Origin of the sequence: Vibrio sp. 1-Bac 57 (genome assembly GCF_037546855.1) — a bacterium.
Lineage (GTDB): Bacteria > Pseudomonadota > Gammaproteobacteria > Enterobacterales > Psychromonadaceae > Psychromonas.
In genome coordinates this window covers 79,144-95,897 of sequence record NZ_JALAAC010000003.1, presented here as the reverse complement: position 1 = coordinate 95,897, position 16,754 = coordinate 79,144, and the positions used below count along the sequence as shown (strand labels likewise).

The 16,754-nt window shown below is 37.7% G+C and carries 14 protein-coding genes and 1 pseudogene; 7 read left to right on the top strand and 8 right to left on the bottom strand.

Annotated elements, in window-relative coordinates:
* Positions 1 to 171: 171 nt before the first annotated feature.
* The 6 genes and pseudogenes from MT391_RS02955 (at position 172) to purD (ending at position 7,459) form a co-directional block, all read left to right on the top strand.
* Entirely contained in the window at positions 172 to 2,433 is a 2,262-nt protein-coding gene (locus MT391_RS02955) for a nitric-oxide reductase large subunit (protein ID WP_499496870.1), read from the top strand.
* A gap of 180 nt (positions 2,434 to 2,613) precedes the next feature.
* The gene (locus tag MT391_RS02950; RefSeq protein ID WP_277344343.1) at positions 2,614 to 2,736 is read left to right on the top strand and encodes a hypothetical protein; all 123 of its coding nucleotides are present in this window, start codon (positions 2,614 to 2,616) and stop codon (positions 2,734 to 2,736) included.
* Positions 2,717 to 3,121, top strand: a pseudogene (locus MT391_RS02945) (IS4 family transposase); the annotation flags it as partial. The gene MT391_RS02950 and the pseudogene MT391_RS02945, both read left to right, overlap by 20 nt.
* Positions 3,122 to 3,633: 512 nt before the next feature.
* Positions 3,634 to 4,128, top strand: coding sequence for a GNAT family N-acetyltransferase (locus tag MT391_RS02940; RefSeq protein WP_166368148.1), 495 nt, complete (start codon positions 3,634 to 3,636; stop codon positions 4,126 to 4,128).
* Between the two features lie 176 nt (positions 4,129 to 4,304).
* Positions 4,305 to 5,897: a bifunctional phosphoribosylaminoimidazolecarboxamide formyltransferase/IMP cyclohydrolase gene (gene purH / locus MT391_RS02935; protein WP_299663175.1), complete on the top strand. Its 1,593-nt coding sequence runs from the start codon at positions 4,305 to 4,307 to the stop codon at positions 5,895 to 5,897.
* 275 nt (positions 5,898 to 6,172) lie between these two features.
* Complete coding sequence (purD, locus tag MT391_RS02930) at positions 6,173 to 7,459, top strand: phosphoribosylamine--glycine ligase (protein ID WP_166368146.1); 1,287 nt, start codon at positions 6,173 to 6,175, stop codon at positions 7,457 to 7,459.
* 189 nt (positions 7,460 to 7,648) lie between these two features.
* On the opposite strand, the gene MT391_RS02925 is transcribed toward purD, so the two are convergent.
* The 6 genes from MT391_RS02925 to prmA form a co-directional block, all read right to left on the bottom strand.
* The gene (locus tag MT391_RS02925; RefSeq protein WP_166368144.1) at positions 7,649 to 8,863 is read right to left on the bottom strand and encodes a bifunctional alpha/beta hydrolase/OsmC family protein; all 1,215 of its coding nucleotides are present in this window, start codon (positions 8,861 to 8,863) and stop codon (positions 7,649 to 7,651) included.
* 413 nt (positions 8,864 to 9,276) lie between these two features.
* Positions 9,277 to 9,552 carry an HU family DNA-binding protein gene (locus MT391_RS02920; RefSeq protein WP_028868279.1) on the bottom strand — a complete coding sequence of 92 codons (276 nt, stop codon included), beginning with the start codon at positions 9,550 to 9,552 and terminating at the stop codon, positions 9,277 to 9,279.
* 573 nt (positions 9,553 to 10,125) lie between these two features.
* Positions 10,126 to 10,710: a YjaG family protein gene (locus MT391_RS02915; protein WP_166368143.1), complete on the bottom strand. Its 585-nt coding sequence runs from the start codon at positions 10,708 to 10,710 to the stop codon at positions 10,126 to 10,128.
* A 155-nt stretch (positions 10,711 to 10,865) separates the two neighbouring features.
* Entirely contained in the window at positions 10,866 to 11,165 is a 300-nt protein-coding gene (fis, locus tag MT391_RS02910) for a DNA-binding transcriptional regulator Fis (protein WP_025563271.1), read from the bottom strand.
* An 18-nt stretch (positions 11,166 to 11,183) separates the two neighbouring features.
* Positions 11,184 to 12,146 carry a tRNA dihydrouridine synthase DusB gene (gene dusB / locus MT391_RS02905; protein ID WP_166368141.1) on the bottom strand — a complete coding sequence of 321 codons (963 nt, stop codon included), beginning with the start codon at positions 12,144 to 12,146 and terminating at the stop codon, positions 11,184 to 11,186.
* A gap of 137 nt (positions 12,147 to 12,283) precedes the next feature.
* A complete protein-coding gene (prmA, locus tag MT391_RS02900; RefSeq protein ID WP_499496869.1) occupies positions 12,284 to 13,168 on the bottom strand; it encodes a 50S ribosomal protein L11 methyltransferase in 885 nt (294 codons plus the stop codon).
* A 294-nt stretch (positions 13,169 to 13,462) separates the two neighbouring features.
* Here prmA and MT391_RS02895 point away from each other — a divergent pair, with 294 nt between their 5' ends.
* Positions 13,463 to 14,101, top strand: coding sequence for a response regulator (locus MT391_RS02895; protein ID WP_499496868.1), 639 nt, complete (start codon positions 13,463 to 13,465; stop codon positions 14,099 to 14,101).
* Between the two features lie 61 nt (positions 14,102 to 14,162).
* Here MT391_RS02895 and MT391_RS02890 read toward each other — a convergent pair whose 3' ends face one another.
* Positions 14,163 to 15,830, bottom strand: a complete 1,668-nt coding sequence (locus tag MT391_RS02890) for a hybrid sensor histidine kinase/response regulator (protein WP_499496867.1) — start codon at positions 15,828 to 15,830, stop codon at positions 14,163 to 14,165.
* A 389-nt stretch (positions 15,831 to 16,219) separates the two neighbouring features.
* Positions 16,220 to 16,657, bottom strand: a complete 438-nt coding sequence (gene aroQ / locus MT391_RS02885; RefSeq protein ID WP_166368133.1) for a type II 3-dehydroquinate dehydratase — start codon at positions 16,655 to 16,657, stop codon at positions 16,220 to 16,222.
* Positions 16,658 to 16,754: the final 97 nt, after the last annotated feature.

The following is a 16,754-nucleotide window of genomic DNA, read 5'->3' as shown; positions in this document are numbered from 1 at the left end:
ATAAGATACATATAGTTTACATCTTTAATTTTGTATGTAAAATCGCACTCAAATAAGATTCATTTAAAATGCATCTTTTATTTGTACGTTAAATAAAGGATTTTTATTTTAGAAGTTTTTGAATTTAAGGTTGTTAATTAAAGGCTAAATACTCATCAAAAGGAGCATGTTATGGGAGAGTATAAAAAATTGTGGTGGACCCTCTTAGGGGTGCTTGCCATTACCTTTTCATTATTAGGTTACTACGGAACAGAAATTTATCGTACGGCACCACCGATACCAGCATCATTTGTTTCTGAGCGTGGTGATATTTTTACAACGGAAGAAAAAATATTAGACGGTCAAACGGCTTGGCAATCAGTAGGTGGGATGCAACTGGGATCAATATGGGGTCATGGTGCTTATCAAGCGCCCGATTGGACAGCGGATTGGTTACATCGAGAACTTGTTAATTGGTTGGATTTAGCGGCAATGGACGAGTTTGCTAAACCTTTTGCTCTATTAACCGGAGAGCAGCAAAACACATTACAATATAAACTTAAAAATGATTACAGAACAAATACCTATGATCATGAGAAAAATACAGTCACCTTATCAGTAAGGCGTCTGCAAGCGATTGAGCAAACGGGTGAGTATTATAATGCGCTCTTTGGCGGTGCACCTGAATTACAAAAAACGCGTGAAAATTATGCCATGAAAGAGGTGACATTACCAAGTGCAGAGAGAAGGGAGCGTTTAACTGAATTCTTTTTTTGGACCGCTTGGGCTGCCTCAACTGAACGTAGTGACGGTAATGCAACTTATACAAATAATTGGCCGCATGAACCATTAATCGATAATAAACCCACTACTGAAAATATTTTATGGTCTGTTGTGAGTATTGTATTGTTGGTTGCCGGTATTGGTGCTTTAGTATGGGCTTGGGCATTTTTACGAAAAGAAGATGAAAGTGAACCTGTTGCGCCACTCAATGATCCTATCTTATCTTTCGCGTTAACAGCTTCGCAAAAAGCATTAGGCAAATATTTATTCTTGGTCGTGGCTTTATTTACTTTTCAAATTTTTATGGGGGCACTCACCGCACATTATACCGTTGAAGGTCAAGGCTTTTATGGTATTCAAACTTCAGAATGGTTTCCTTATAGTTTAGTGCGTACTTGGCATATTCAATCTGCTTTATTTTGGATCGCCAGTGGTTTTTTAGCGGCAGGATTATTTTTAGCACCTGTCATCAATGGAGGTAAAGATCCTAGATTCCAAAAACTCGGTGTTGATGTGCTTTTTTGGGCACTGGTTCTAGTCGTTGTTGGCTCATTTATAGGTAATTATTTAGCGATTGCGCAAATAATGCCAGCAAATTTAAATTTTTGGCTAGGCCATCAAGGTTATGAATATGTTGATTTAGGGCGATTATGGCAAATTGGTAAATTTATTGGGCTTGTATTGTGGTTAACGTTGATGATGCGTTGTATTGCGCCGACGTTGAAACAGAAAGGTGATAAAAACTTATTAGTTTTATTTATGTTCTCATGTATCGCGATTGGTTTATTTTATGGGGCGGGTTTCTTCTACGGTGAAAGAACACATCTCTCTGTGATGGAATATTGGCGTTGGTGGATTGTACATCTATGGGTTGAAGGTTTCTTTGAAGTTTTTGCTACTACTGCGTTGGCATTTATTTTCTTTAATATGGGATTAGTTTCTCAACGTATGGCGACAGTGGCTTCATTAGCATCTGCCTCATTATTCATGTTAGGGGGTATTCCGGGTACTTTCCATCATTTGTATTTTTCTGGTACGACAACACCTGTTATGGCAGTCGGTGCGACCTTTAGTGCACTCGAAGTTGTGCCACTAATTGTGCTTGGATATGAAGCTTGGGAGCACTATAAGTTGCAAAATCGTGCGCCTTGGATGGACAGTGTGAAATGGCCTATTATGTACTTTGTTGCAGTTGCTTTTTGGAATATGTTAGGCGCTGGTGTATTAGGGTTTATGATCAATCCGCCAATCTCTTTATATTACATTCAAGGTCTTAATACGACGGCAACCCATGCGCATGCTGCATTATTTGGTGTGTACGGTTTCTTAGCGCTCGGCTTTACCTTATTGGTATTAAGATACATTCGCCCTCATTTGAAATTTGATGAGCGTTTAATGAAGGTTTCTTTTTGGTGGATGAATGTAGGCTTAGCACTGATGTTATTTACTAGCTTATTACCCATTGGCATTATTCAATTTATTGCGAGTGCATCAGAGGGGCTTTGGTATGCACGTAGTGAAGCCGTTATGCAAAGTGATACATTAGTTACATTGCGTTGGGCACGTACCATCGGTGACATCGTGTTTATGATTGGTGCATTAGCGGTCACTTGGCAAGTGACTAAAGGTGTCTTTTTTTCGCCAGAAAAAATAGTGAAATCGAAATGTTAACTTAAGCCTCTTTGATTGGTGTTGCGACGTTTGTATTGCTTATAAGTCATGATTCCAATTAACGTATAATGAATAAAAATGACGCTTGTTAGCGTAATACCGAACAGTTAAGAAAAGTTAGTTTATTTTTAGCTGAAGAAGATCAAAATCCTATGACTCAAAAGGTCATAGGATTTTTTTATGGCGTTTTCAGAAGCACTCGCTCGCACTTCGATTAATCGTTTTACTGAATTTTCTTCTTTGTCAGATATCTTAGAGCCAGACGTTATTGAATCTTGCCTAAGCGCATCGTTGGGGAATTGAATTAGGTTATCGCGAAATGAACCGCATATGCTTGAAAGTCGTTTTACATTACGTAGCAATCTACCTGAATTAATTGATCAAGAGTGATGAAGTGTTTTACTTGCTTATAATTAAATTCGTTACAAAATGATACTGATGGCGAAATCACTTAAAGGTGATTTTGCTAATCTATTGGACTTCAGAGGTGCGTCTTTTCGTATTATTCATACTCCGTGATGCCGATATATGCACCAGAAAACGTTCCAAAGATAGTGATAGATATAGCAATAAATGCCGCCCAGTTTAAGCTAGAGGGAAAGCGAGAATGAAGTTATCCTAGGTATTTAAAACCTCTAAGAGTCGATATCCGGTTGCTAAAAGTAAATATGCCTTTCACCTTAAGTGAATGACATTATGCTGCAGAATGTATTTTTATTTTGCCAAGCATAAAACCAATAAATATTGTTTTTATGCTTGTTTGCTAAAATCAAATTAATTCAACTCAACTTAATTCAACTCAAATTTCACCTGCCACCTTTGATGTTTACTTCGACGCCCCGCTAATTTGTTTGTAACCAACTAAGATTTAATCTTTAATCTTAAGTATTCAGACTAACTAATAAATCATTCCAGCTATTTTGCGACCATCTAATTGTCATGAAACTATTATATTAATAGCTAGATTTGTATATAAAATGAACGGTGTGATAATGTATGTTAACTACCGCTAAAACCAATTTAGTTAATTATCTGTTTATTTATGTTGGTTAGATTATATAAATGCTTGGTTATCGACGTTGTAATAAGCCCGATAATGATTACAACCAATGCTTTACTTGTATTTCTTCTCGCCTGAATAAAGCTCTTATTTAATTCAATTGCTATGAATGGCAATTTTGCCATGCAAATGGAGGTGATATGCCGTTATTTATAGAACACCAACAATTAAACATTCGTCGTTTTGTTGATGAAGATAAAAATGACTTTATTAGCTTAGTTCAGCACCCGTTATGTATGAAATACAGCATGACAGGGGTTTTATCAGAGCAGCAAGCGAGTAAGTTTTTTGATACGTTAATGCAGAACAAAAAACACAAAATGTATGCGATTGAAGAAGCTGAAACTGGTCTTGTGATTGGTTGTACTGGATTACAAGATTGTTTTATTGAAGAAGACTTATGTATTGTTTTTACTCTGCGTTTATTGCCCGAATTTAATCAACATCAAGATTTACACCCTGCATTAAAGCAGTTAATAGAACAACTCACTTCCCTACATCAACTCCCGAAACTACAAGCAGTGGTTGCTAAGAAAAATCAGTTTATTATGCAACTGCTGGCAGATTTGAGCTTTGAAAAAGTCAAAGTAGTCACCTGTCGTGGCATCGATAGTTACTTATATCAAACTTGTTGATCCATCGATTACCGTCTTATTTGAATAAATAGTGTTATTTTTTGTATTTTTATTCAACAAAACGAATAAAAGTGCTTTTAATTCGGGTAGAATGCCGCGCAAGTTCAACTTTTTGGAAAAGCCAATCACTTGAATTTTTCACCGATGAAAACATTAACCGAGGAATGTGGAATATAATGGAAAATAGCCGAACAATTAAACGCGCACTGATCAGTGTTTCTGATAAAACTGGTATTGTAGAATTTGCACGCGAACTAGCAGCTAATGGTGTTGATATTTTATCAACAGGCGGTACTTGTAAGTTACTTGCTGAAAACAACATTAAAGTAACTGAAGTATCTGATTACACTGGTTTTCCTGAGATGATGGACGGCCGAGTAAAAACATTACATCCTAAAATTCACGGTGGAATTCTTGCTCGTCGTGGTATCGATGAAGATATTATGACGGCAAACGATATTCAAGCAATTGATATGGTTGTTGTAAACTTGTACCCATTTGCTGCGACAGTAGCAAACCCAGATTGTACATTAGAAGACGCGATTGAAAATATCGATATCGGCGGTCCAACAATGGTACGTGCTGCGGCAAAAAATCATAAAGACGTTGCGATTGTTGTTAATGCTTCTGATTACTCACGTATTTTATCTGAAATGAGTGAAAATAACGGTAGCCTAGTTTACAAAACACGTTTTGATTTAGCGATTGCAGCTTACGAGCATACTGCACAATACGACGGTATGATCGCTAACTACTTCGGTACTATGGTACCAAGCTACGGCGAAAACAAAGAAGGTGATGAAGAGTCTAAATTCCCACGCACTTTCAATGCACAATTCCAGAAAAAACAAGATATGCGTTACGGTGAAAATTCTCACCAAGCCGCTGCTTTTTATGTTGAAAACAACATTCAAGAAGCATCAGTATCAACTGCAACGCAGTTACAAGGTAAAGCATTATCTTACAACAATATCGCCGATACAGATTCAGCATTAGAGTGTGTTAAAGAATTCTCTGAGCCAGCCTGTGTGATCGTTAAACATGCAAACCCATGTGGTGTTGCTGTAGCTGGCACAATCTTAGATGCCTATGAAGGTGCTTACAAAACTGACCCTACATCTGCATTCGGTGGCATCATTGCGTTTAACCGCGAATTAGATGCTGCAACGGCTGAAGCGATTACTTCACGTCAATTTGTTGAAGTAATTATTGCACCATCTGTTAGTGCAGAAGCTGCGGCAATCGTTGCGACTAAAAAGAACCTACGTTTATTAGAATGTGGCGAGTGGGCTAAGCAAACTACAGAGTTTGATATTAAACGTGTTAACGGTGGTTTATTAGTTCAAGACCGTGACCAAGGTATGGTGGGTTTAGACGACCTTAAAGTTGTGTCTAAACGTCAACCTACAGATGCTGAAATGTCAGATTTATTATTTAGCTGGAAAGTGGCTAAATTTGTTAAATCAAATGCAATTGTTTACGTTAAAAACAGTGCTACCGTTGGGGTAGGTGCTGGCCAAATGAGCCGTGTTTACAGTGCAAAAATTGCAGGTATTAAAGCTGCTGATGAAAACCTAGTGGTTGAAGGTTCTGTTATGGCATCGGATGCATTCTTCCCCTTCCGTGACGGTATTGATGCAGCAGCAGAAGCTGGTATTAGTTGTGTTATCCAGCCTGGTGGTTCAATGCGTGATGATGAAGTTATCGCAGCAGCGGATGAGCACAATATGGCAATGGTATTCACGGGAATGCGCCACTTCCGCCATTAATCTTATTTTGCTTTGTGATTTGGCTCGTCCTCTGCGTTGAAAGTACTCACTTGCAGTAGCAAGCTCCGCGCTTTCGCCTTGATGACAAGCCAAACCCCTTAGCAAAAAACACAATTAATTATTGTGTTATTAAGCAATCAAGTAGCAAGCTCCTTGCTGCCTCTTGATTGTTAGTAAAATTACTTAACACAATTAGATTAATCAATTTGAATATTGTAGGGCGAACTTTGGTTCGTCTTTATTATTTTAGATAACTTATTTTTAAGGTTCCTATTATGAATGTACTGATTATTGGTAATGGCGGTCGTGAACATGCGTTGGCATGGAAAGCGGCACAAAACCCTGAAGTTAAAAATATCTTTGTAGCACCAGGTAATGCCGGTAGTGCCTTAGAAGATAAAGTCACTAACGTTAATATAGGTGTTGAAGATATTGATGCATTAGTTGCTTTCGCAAAAGACAATAATGTTGAATTAACCATTGTTGGCCCTGAAGCACCGCTTGTTATTGGTGTGGTTGATGCGTTCCAAGAAGCAAACTTAGCATGTTTTGGTCCGACCAAAGGTGCCGCACAGTTAGAAGGCTCTAAAGCATTTACTAAAGACTTCTTAGCTCGTCATGATATTCCAACAGCTTGGTACCAAAATTTCACTGAAATTGAGCCGGCTTTGGCTTACGTTCGTGAAAAGGGCGCTCCTATTGTGATTAAAGCCGATGGTCTTGCTGCAGGTAAAGGCGTGATTGTAGCAATGACATTACAAGAAGCTGAAGATGCTATTCAAGATATGCTAGCGGGTAATGCATTTGGCGAAGCGGGTCATCGCGTGGTCGTTGAAGAGTTCTTAGATGGCGAAGAAGCATCATTCATTGTAATGGTTGATGGTAAAAATATCGTGCCAATGGCAACTAGCCAAGATCATAAACGTGTTGGCGATGGCGATACTGGACCAAATACCGGTGGTATGGGCGCATATTCCCCTGCACCAGTTGTAACGCCTGAAATGCATGATCGCATCATGGATCTTGTTATTCGACCGACAGTTGAAGGTATGGCTGCTGAAGGTAATACTTATACTGGTTTCTTATATGCCGGTCTTATGATCATGGCAGATGGCACACCTAAAGTAATCGAATATAACTGTCGTTTCGGTGATCCAGAAACACAACCAATCATGTTACGCATGCAGTCTGATATCGTTACTTTATGTCTTGCTGGTGTAAATGGCGAACTTGAAGATATGGTTGCTGAGTTTGATCCACGTGCTGCTATTGGTGTGGTATTAGCTGCTGGCGGTTACCCTGCTGATTACACTAAAGGGCATGTTATTTCAGGTATTCCTGAAGCCTCTGAAGGCCTAAAAGTATTTCACGCAGGTACTGCTGAAAAAGACGGTCAAGTGGTGACAAATGGTGGTCGTGTACTTTGTGCTACAGCATTAGGTAATACAGTGACAGAAGCGCAACAGAAAGCCTATGAGCTTACTAAACAGATTAGTTGGGATGGTATGTTCCATCGTAACGATATAGCTTACCGTGCGATTGCACGTGAAAATAGTAAATAACTCAGCTTATTTGTAAGTTAACTAACTTCTCTCATGATTGTTCAGAGAAGTTAGTTCCTAGCAAAGTGTTAATCCCATCTACTTATTACACCTACTCATTACCTCTGCGAATTTTTCACCTCATGGATTACTGGTTTTTGCATCATCAACGGTAACGGCTTTAGGCAACTTTTTACATGTTAACGACTGCTATTCAACTAGCTTACTGATCACTGCTACATCATTATGCAATGTTTTATGTACTGGGCATTTATCTGCAATTTCTAAAAAGCGAACTTTCTGTTGTTCGTCTAAATCGCCTACAAAACTGATATTACGCACAATCGCTTCTATGCCATTTTGTTGTTCGCAGTTATTGCAATCATCTTGATAATTACGGGTATGTGTAAGTTCAACTTTGATATGTTGTATGGGTAGTTTTTTGCGTTGCGCATACATTCTTAGGGTCATTGATGTACATGCGCCTAGACCGGCGAGTAGATGCTCGTAAGGATCTGGTCCTGTATTTTTCCCGCCTACGCTAACGGGTTCATCAGCTAACCAATAGTGGCTTGATGTGCTTACATGCTGGGTAAATTTGTGATCTTTTTCTTCAACCAGAACATGCCCTTTAGGCAGTGTTTTTTTGTCACTGTTTGTTTGCGTGTTTGTATCGTTGTTAATATACCGACTAGCCCATGCTGCAATAACATCTGCTGCATATTCTGAATCATTTTTCTGGCTTAATAAGTGGTCTGCATTATCTAAGCTTACGAAACTTTTAGGGTGTAATGCTGCTTGGTATATTTTTTCAGCTTCACTGATATTAACGATGCTGTCTACTGGGGAATGCATCACTAACAGCGCTTTTTTGAGTTTGCTAATATGTTGATTACCATAGCTATTAATATCATCTAAGAACTGCTTCTGTATGGTGAAATTTCTGCCTGCAAGTGTTACTTCTGCTTCGCCTTTATCGTTAATGTCATCAATGTGTGCTGCAAAATTATGAGCGACATGTGCAGCATCAGATGGAGATCCTATTGTCACAACAGCAACGGATTCCGGTACTTTTTGAGCAACGCCTAATACGGCAGCACCACCCAAACTATGCCCAATTAGTAATTTAGGTGCATGATACTCTTTACGTAAAAAATCAGCGGCTGCCACTAAGTCTTGTATGTTTGATGAGAAATTTGTATTGGCAAAATCTCCATCGCTATTACCTAACCCGGTGAAATCGAAGCGAAGCACTGCAATCCCTTTGGCCGTTAACGCTCTGCTAATGCGAGATGCAGCGGCAACGTCCTTACTGCATGTGAAGCAGTGAGCAAACAGCGCATAGAACCTGACGTTTGCTTCAGGAGTCTCTAACAGTCCACTCAGTGTATGACTACCACTAGTGAATTCTACTTTCTGACGCATAGTACATTCCTTCTTTAGTTGATTACTAATAAGTACATAGATGACTAAACATTAATGAGGCTGTTATATATAACATGTTGTTTAACAAAATGATGGTTTGTGTTGTTTTTTATAGCGTTAGTTTTATTTGAAAAGTATTGGTGATTTGTTACCTGCAATCACATTAAATATAGGAAGTGCCATCAACCATAGAAAGTGTGATTAAAAATAGGAAAGAATTAAAGCTAGGAGGGGGGAATTAAAGTGTCTAAAAAAGCCCTCAAAAGAGGGCTTCTAATAACATATCCATTCAACTTACTTATTTAAAAGCAATTTATTTAAAAGCCATTTATTTAAAAGTAATACGCTGTAAGCGAGTGGTCAGTTATTTTAAATACAAATACTCGAAAGTATTTTATCCGCGTAACAAAAGATTATTTGTTTACCGCTTCTTTAAGAGCTTTACCAGAAACAAAAGCAGGAACGTTAGCTGCTTTAATTTGAATGTCAGCACCAGTTTGTGGATTACGACCAGTACGTGCTGCACGATGATTTACTTTAAATGTACCAAAACCGATAAGTTGAACTGGTTCACCATCTTTTAGGCTATCAGTTACGCTAGCTAAAATTTGCTCTAGGGCAGCTTTAGCTTGTACTTTAGTTAGGTCTGCTTTTTCTGCGATATCTGCAACAAGTTGAGTTTTGTTCATTATTTGACTTCCATTAGTATAAAAAAATGCATAAGAATTTAAACATATTATTTAATGTATTGCATTCATTCCTCGCAAGTAAAGGATAATAATCATTTAAATTAGTAAAATAGGGGTTTATTTACTTTATTGTGTTAAAAATCACACAACAGTGCGGGTGGTTGTGCCCTGCGGTTCAAATTTTGTTCGCCACATAGCACTTTGCATGACCCGAATATTACGCAGCCTAGTCGCCTAAACGAATTTTTTTGATAAAGATTATGTCGTTTGGGGAGGACTCTGAGGATAAGCTCTACTGACTATTTATGCTGCGTTTTGCTTAATTATGCACATCGTGACATATCAAATGTCATCTTGAGCGGCACTGTATAACACCATTTTAAACTACAGCGTATTACTGCACATAACTACTTAAAACTAACTACATATAACTACATATGACTTAGCTATATAACAAAAATCTATTTGGCCTTAATTAAAAAGCCAGCAACATATAGCAAAAATAGTTCTTAAAAATAACCCTCAAAAATTAACTGTTCTGAACATTGACCATTGAACATTGAACATTGAACATTAAATGTCTACTGTAGAGATACCAATATTGGTACTTTCAAGAGACTTTATATAAGCACGAATTGATTTAATGAGTTCCGGACTACGTTCATTATTTAACATTTTTAATAGGGTTTCTTGAACTGCTAAATGTTCAATAAATAATGGCTCAAGCAACAAGGTTGCTTCATCAATTTCTTGATCTGTTTGTAATTCAATAAAACTAGCAATGGTTGCAAAGCTGGTTTGGCTTGCATTTAATGCTTCCTCTTTGGACTTAGTAGAAAACGAGTTGAAGATACAGTTAGTAATCACACAAAAATCGACAGCTGGATAAACGCCATAGAAATCATAATCATTGCTTTCTGGGATAATCGCATCAAAATTTTCTTCTTGGATGGTAAAGTTTATTTTAGCGCCTTTTACGGTCAGTTTTTCCCAAAAAAGTTGTAGGATATTTTCAGCCGTTTCTCCATGTTCACTTCCAATTGCTTGGCTAAACATTTTAAAGTGAGTAATATTTTGCTCTGCTAATGCCATGCAAAAAACATTTTGTTGCCAAGCTTGTAAATTGGAAAGTTGATCATTGATGGGAAGAGATAGCATAGTAGTCCTATTTGCAAAGGCAAAAGAAGCTAAGGTTATAGGCAAACTTGAAGACTGTCTGCAGATATTTTGCGATTTTTATTTTTTCCTTAAAAAAAGATATAAAAAAAGCGACTTAGAAAGTCGCTTTTTTAGATTCTAGAGTAGAGTTAGACTTAACCCATGCCGTATTTTTTCAATTTTTTGCGTAACGTACCACGGTTAATACCCAACATAGTTGCTGCACGAGTTTGGTTACCACGAGTGTATTGCATAATGATATCTAACATTGGCGCTTCAACTTCTGCCAATACTAATTCATATAATTCAGTTGTGTCTTGACCATTCAATTTTGCTACATAACCAGATACAGCTTGACGTACTGAGTCACGTAGTGGACGTTGAGTTATTTGCCCTGTAGCAGGAATACTAGTTGTTGTTGTCAGTGCTTCTTGAGAAATATTTTGTTCAAACATGGCTGTTAACTCTTTTAATTACAATTGATTTAAATAAGTTTCTAATACGTTTAATTGCTCACTAGCATTTTCTATCGCATTAAATTTTCGCTTAAAATAACCTAACCTGTCTTGCGCTTGCAAATACCACCCGACATGCTTCCTAGCGATTCGAGGTCCCATTACATCACCATAAAAAATATGCAAAGCCTGCACATGATCTAATAGCATTTGTGTAATTTCCGTTTGTGCCAAACGCTGTGCATGTTGCCCAGTGTTTAGAAAGTGGTTAATTTCATTGAATATCCAAGGGGCACCTTGTGCACCTCGTCCAATCATGATGGCATCAGCTCCTGTGTAGTCCAGTACAGACTTAGCTTTCTCCACAGAAGTAATATCACCATTTGCAATCACAGGGATTGTTATACTTTCTTTAATTTTTTTTATCGTGTCATACTCTGCTTCACCTTTAAAAAGGCACTGTCGAGTACGACCATGCACGGTTAGTGCTTGGATACCTGCTTGTTCAGCAATCTGTGCAATCTCTATCCCATTTCTATTTTCTGGATCCCAGCCAGTGCGAATCTTCAAAGTAACAGGCACATCAACGGCATCAACAACACTCTCTAAGATAGCTTTCACTAACTCAGGGTGTGGTAGTAATGCAGAGCCTGCTTTTTTCTTATTCACTTTTTTGGCGGGACATCCCATATTAATATCAACGATCTGAGCACCTAGCTGCACGGTCAATCGTGCGGCATTAGCCATTGCTAGCGGTTCAGAACCAGCAATTTGTACAGAACGAATACCTGATTCGTTATGGTAATCCATTCGTAACTTAGATTTAGTACTATTCCAAACACGAGGATTGGATGAAAGCATTTCTGACACAGCTAGCCCAGCACCTTGTTTGCGACAAAGTTCTCTGAACGGCCTATCTGTGACGCCTGCCATCGGCGCTAAAATAAGATTATTGTCTAATTGATACTTTCCAATGCGCATATTCTAAGCGTTCTCTAAGTTAAGGCGGCGTAGTCTACGCATTTTTTACTGCAGAATAAAGGTTAATAATTAAGCATTTTGAAATTATTTCGCTTGCAAATTGAGCAACACTTTGTTCTCAGTTATTTATAATCGCTTTAAGCGTGCTTAATTCCAGATAAACGCGCCCATTCATCTTTGATTTTTGCCTCATCCATAGCAAACCATTGGCTATAAACTTCAATCAATTCTTCAGCTTGTTGCTCTAAAATACCTGATAATGCTAAAGCACCATTAGCCTTCACTAAGCACTCAATACTGCTTGATAATTCACGTAACGGGCCCGCTAGAATATTTGCCACAACAACATCTGCCACAATACCTTCAGGGACGTCGTCTGGTAAATATAACTCAAGTTGTTCTGATACGTTGTTACGTTGTGCATTATCTCGGCTTGCAGTGATCGCTTGTGGGTCTATATCAATGCCTATGACGCGTTTTGCACCCAGTTTTAGTGCTGCGATAGCCAAAATGCCTGAGCCACAACCAAAATCGATAACCACCTTATCTTGCAGGTCCTGAGCATCTAACCAAGACAAACAGAGTGCAGTCGTTGGGTGAGTACCGGTGCCAAAAGCAAGGCCAGGGTCAAGCATTACATTAACCGCATTTTCATCGGGAACGGGCTTCCAACTTGGGCAAATCCACAAGCGTTCACCAAATTGCATGGGATGAAAGTTATCCATCCATTCACGTACCCAGTCTTTATCTTCTAGTTGCTCAACTTTAAATGCAAAGTCTTCCGCAAGTAGGTTACTCTCTTTTAATAAAGCAATAACGGGTAGCATATCGGCATCAGCCTCATACAAACCAGTGACGTCGGTATCACCCCATAGGCGGGTTTCACCTGGCATTGGTTCAAAAATAGGGGTGTCTTGCGAATCAGTAAAGGTAGCCGAGAGGGCGCCATTATCCATTAATAGTTCACCAATCTCTTCCGCATTTACATTGCTTGCGTTTAATTTAAGTTGGATCCAAGGCATGATTATCTCTTTTTTAGTTGAGTCAATAGATAGCGCGCAAGAATACAGGGAATTTATTAATTAATATAGCGTCGTAAAATACGGTTTGCTGATCCTTGTATATTGAATGGAATGTGCGCGTAAGTTTAAAATTATTGTTTTATCATTGATTGTTATTCAATATTTGCTTACTTTAGTAGGATTTTTCTGATCTTTACAAATAACTTTCTGATCTTTAGTAATAGTTTCAGACAGTTCATTGTAAAGTATCATCTTATTTTGAAAATAACAGTTTGTTACGAAAAGGGTATTTCGATGAACAAAATAGTGATTATTGATGATCACCAGTTATTTTTATATGGTCTAAAACTAACCTTAGAAAATGAAAATAATTTGGTGGCTACATTTGATAGCCCAATTGAGGCGCTAGTAGCAATAAAAGAAATTCAGCCAGATTTAATTCTGATGGATCTATATATGCCTGAAATGAATGGTTTGGCAATGATCGATGCATTAACAGAGGCGCAGATAGCTTCTCCTGTGCTTGTATTGTCAGCTAGCGAAGATTATCACGATGTGTATCAGGCTTTAAAACATGGTGCGGTAGGTTTTATTCCTAAGTGTTATTCTCCAGAAGCTATGTTAGCTGCCTTGAAAACCGTGCTTAGCGGTGAGTTGTTTGTGCCTGAAGAAGTCGCAATAAAGATTAATCAGATTGAACAAGTTGAGGCTGAAAATGAACAAAAATTACATTTATCTGATAGACAAATGCAAATTTTGAAGTTAATTCATGAAGGTAAAAAGAACCGAGAAATAGCTGATGTATTATGTATTTCTCAGGATACAGTAAAATTTCATCAAAAAAGGCTATATGCGACATTACAGGTATCAGGCAGTTCGAGTCGTATAAAAGCTGTTGAAAAAGCACTTGAGCTTGGTTTGTTTAAATCTTAACTTGGTTTATTTAAATATTAATCAGGCTTATTTAAATCTCAATCAGGCTTATTGATGCTTTTTATTTTAGTAATTGTTTTAATAAAAACCTTAAAGAAGCGGGTTTTACGGGTTTATTGAGTACTTTATAGTTTATCCCTTTGCCCGTTTCTTGCACTTCTTGTAGTTTTCCTGGATCAGCCTCACCCGTTAATAATACCGCCGGAATGGTATCTTGCTGACGAATCGCTTTAATAACATCAAGTCCTGTTTTTTGGTTTGGTAATCGATAATCTGAGATCACTAAATCGTAGCGATTACTCTTGTACTGTTGTAAACCTGCTTCAGCTGTACTTGCACTGTCGACAAGGTAACCCCAATTTTCAAGTAACATACTTAAAGCGCTTAAAATGCCTGGGTCATCATCAATTAATAATATTCTGTAACTAATCGAGTGACTAGCAAGTTGATTCAAATTAATCGATGTCGGCGCAGTAGCGACGGTTTCTAACGGTAATTGAAAGCAACTACCATTAGGCCCTGTGATTGCCACTATCTGTGTTTTACACAATGCAGCTTTACGTTGAGCGATTGCTAACCCTAACCCAATGCCTTTACTTTTATTATGTAACGGATTATCAGCTAGTGCTACTTCATCAAATAAATGTTCATAGATAGACGTTATGATCGGCTCACCTTGGTTCCATACCTGTAATAACGCATTACCCTTGTGAGCTCTAACCGATAATAATATTTTTGCTGCATTTTCTTGCTTACCATGAACAATCGCGTTACTAAGCAATGTCTCCACAATTTCAATTAATAATTGTTTGTCCATTTTTACGGTAATGTCAGGTACGCGACCAGTGATATTAATGTCTAATCCAGAAGCTTGACGTTGATATTTTTTGACTAAAGGTAATAGTGTAGAGGCGACATTAAATTCAGTCAGCGAAGGAGTGATTGCATTGCCATCTAAGCGTGCTAAATCTAATAAGCTAGATAACCAACGTTCCAGCTCCTCTGACGCTAATTTGATGTTATTTGCTAGCTGATAGTGAGGGGTATCATTAAGTTTATTTTCTAACAAGTGTCCATATAAAGATAAGCTACTTAGTGGCTGACGTATATCGTGAATTATACGGTTTAAATAACGAGCACTATGCTGACTAAGGATAGTGTCTTTTTCTGGTTTTATATCTGTTTCTTGTTTTGGTGATTTATTATTCCGCATCTGTGTATTCACAGTGAGATAGCACATAGTGATAAGAAAAGTGCTGTTAAATAGAAATACTAAGGCATCACTTTCCCCCAATACACATGAAAATACATAACAAACTGTTAAAAATATATTGTTAAATATTAATAGTGGAATGCTGTAGGAAAACAAATAAGCATAAAATAGAGGCAGTAACAGCGTTAAATATAAGAAGCTATTTTGATAGGTTTGTTCTTGGAAATGACTATTAATAGCCACAAATAGAGTGATTAAAAGCGCACTGATTAGAATAATGTTTTGTGCTAATTTGTCTTTTTTATAAATCAGACTGACGAGCGCCATTATGCATAATAATAAAATAGTTAACGGTATATAGAATGCAGTAGTAAAAGTAGGCGGTGAGTCAAAAACAGTATAGCTTTGTGCTATGCCGATTGAGAAAAAGAAAATGAATGATGCAATGATAACAATATTAAAAGTGCGAAATGATTGCCATCTAACATGATTTTTGGGTACTTTTATTGATTGCATCTGATTATTCATTTATTAGTATTAAGTGATTGCTTCATTGATCTTCCCATGCGCTGTAGTGATTCTATTTTGCATAATGGAAATGAATCAAGAAGTGTATTCAATGAAGTCTGTAAAAGATAGCTAAAAAATAAACGATAGGTAAAAAAAAGCCTAACAAAGTTAGGCTCGCCTGCAATATGTCTTTTTATTACAAATTTAATAAAAAATCCATTTAAATGGCATTAAAGTGGGTGTACTACTATGCCTCAATTCCTTAAGACCCATATAGAATGCCTCAAGAGTGGGTATAAAGTAACTACCCGTTCGGGTAGTTTTGACATATTCTTGCACAATCTTGAATGAAAATTAGGCGAACAGCTGTGTTAATGAACAGAACCATTAATCGATTATTTTTCAGGTACAAATTTTTGCGCACTTTGTAAGGCAAATGAGTAACCTTGTGCACCCATGCCACAAATAACAGCACAAGCGACATCTGATAAATAAGAATGATGTCTAAATTTTTCACGTTTATGGATATTAGATAAGTGTACTTCCACAAACGGAATCGCCACGCCTAATAGCGCATCACGAAGGGCAACGCTAGTATGTGTAAACGCAGCAGGATTGATAATAATAAAATCAATTTCTCCAGCGCTGTCGTGAATTTTCTCAATCAGTTCATATTCGCGGTTGGATTGAAGGTGAGATAATTGAATATTTAAGTGAGTGGCTTCTGACTCAAGCGATTCAATAATATCTGTTAGGGTTTGGCTACCGTAAACTTCCGGTTCACGTTTCCCTAATAAGTTAAGGTTCGGTCCATTTAATACTAATACTTTCACTTGCTACTCCTTTTGAACAGAAGTCTCATAAAAAAACTCCTCGAGAACGGTTAGGTTATCGAGGAGTTTAGCGAGAAAGCCAGCAATTGGCTATGTC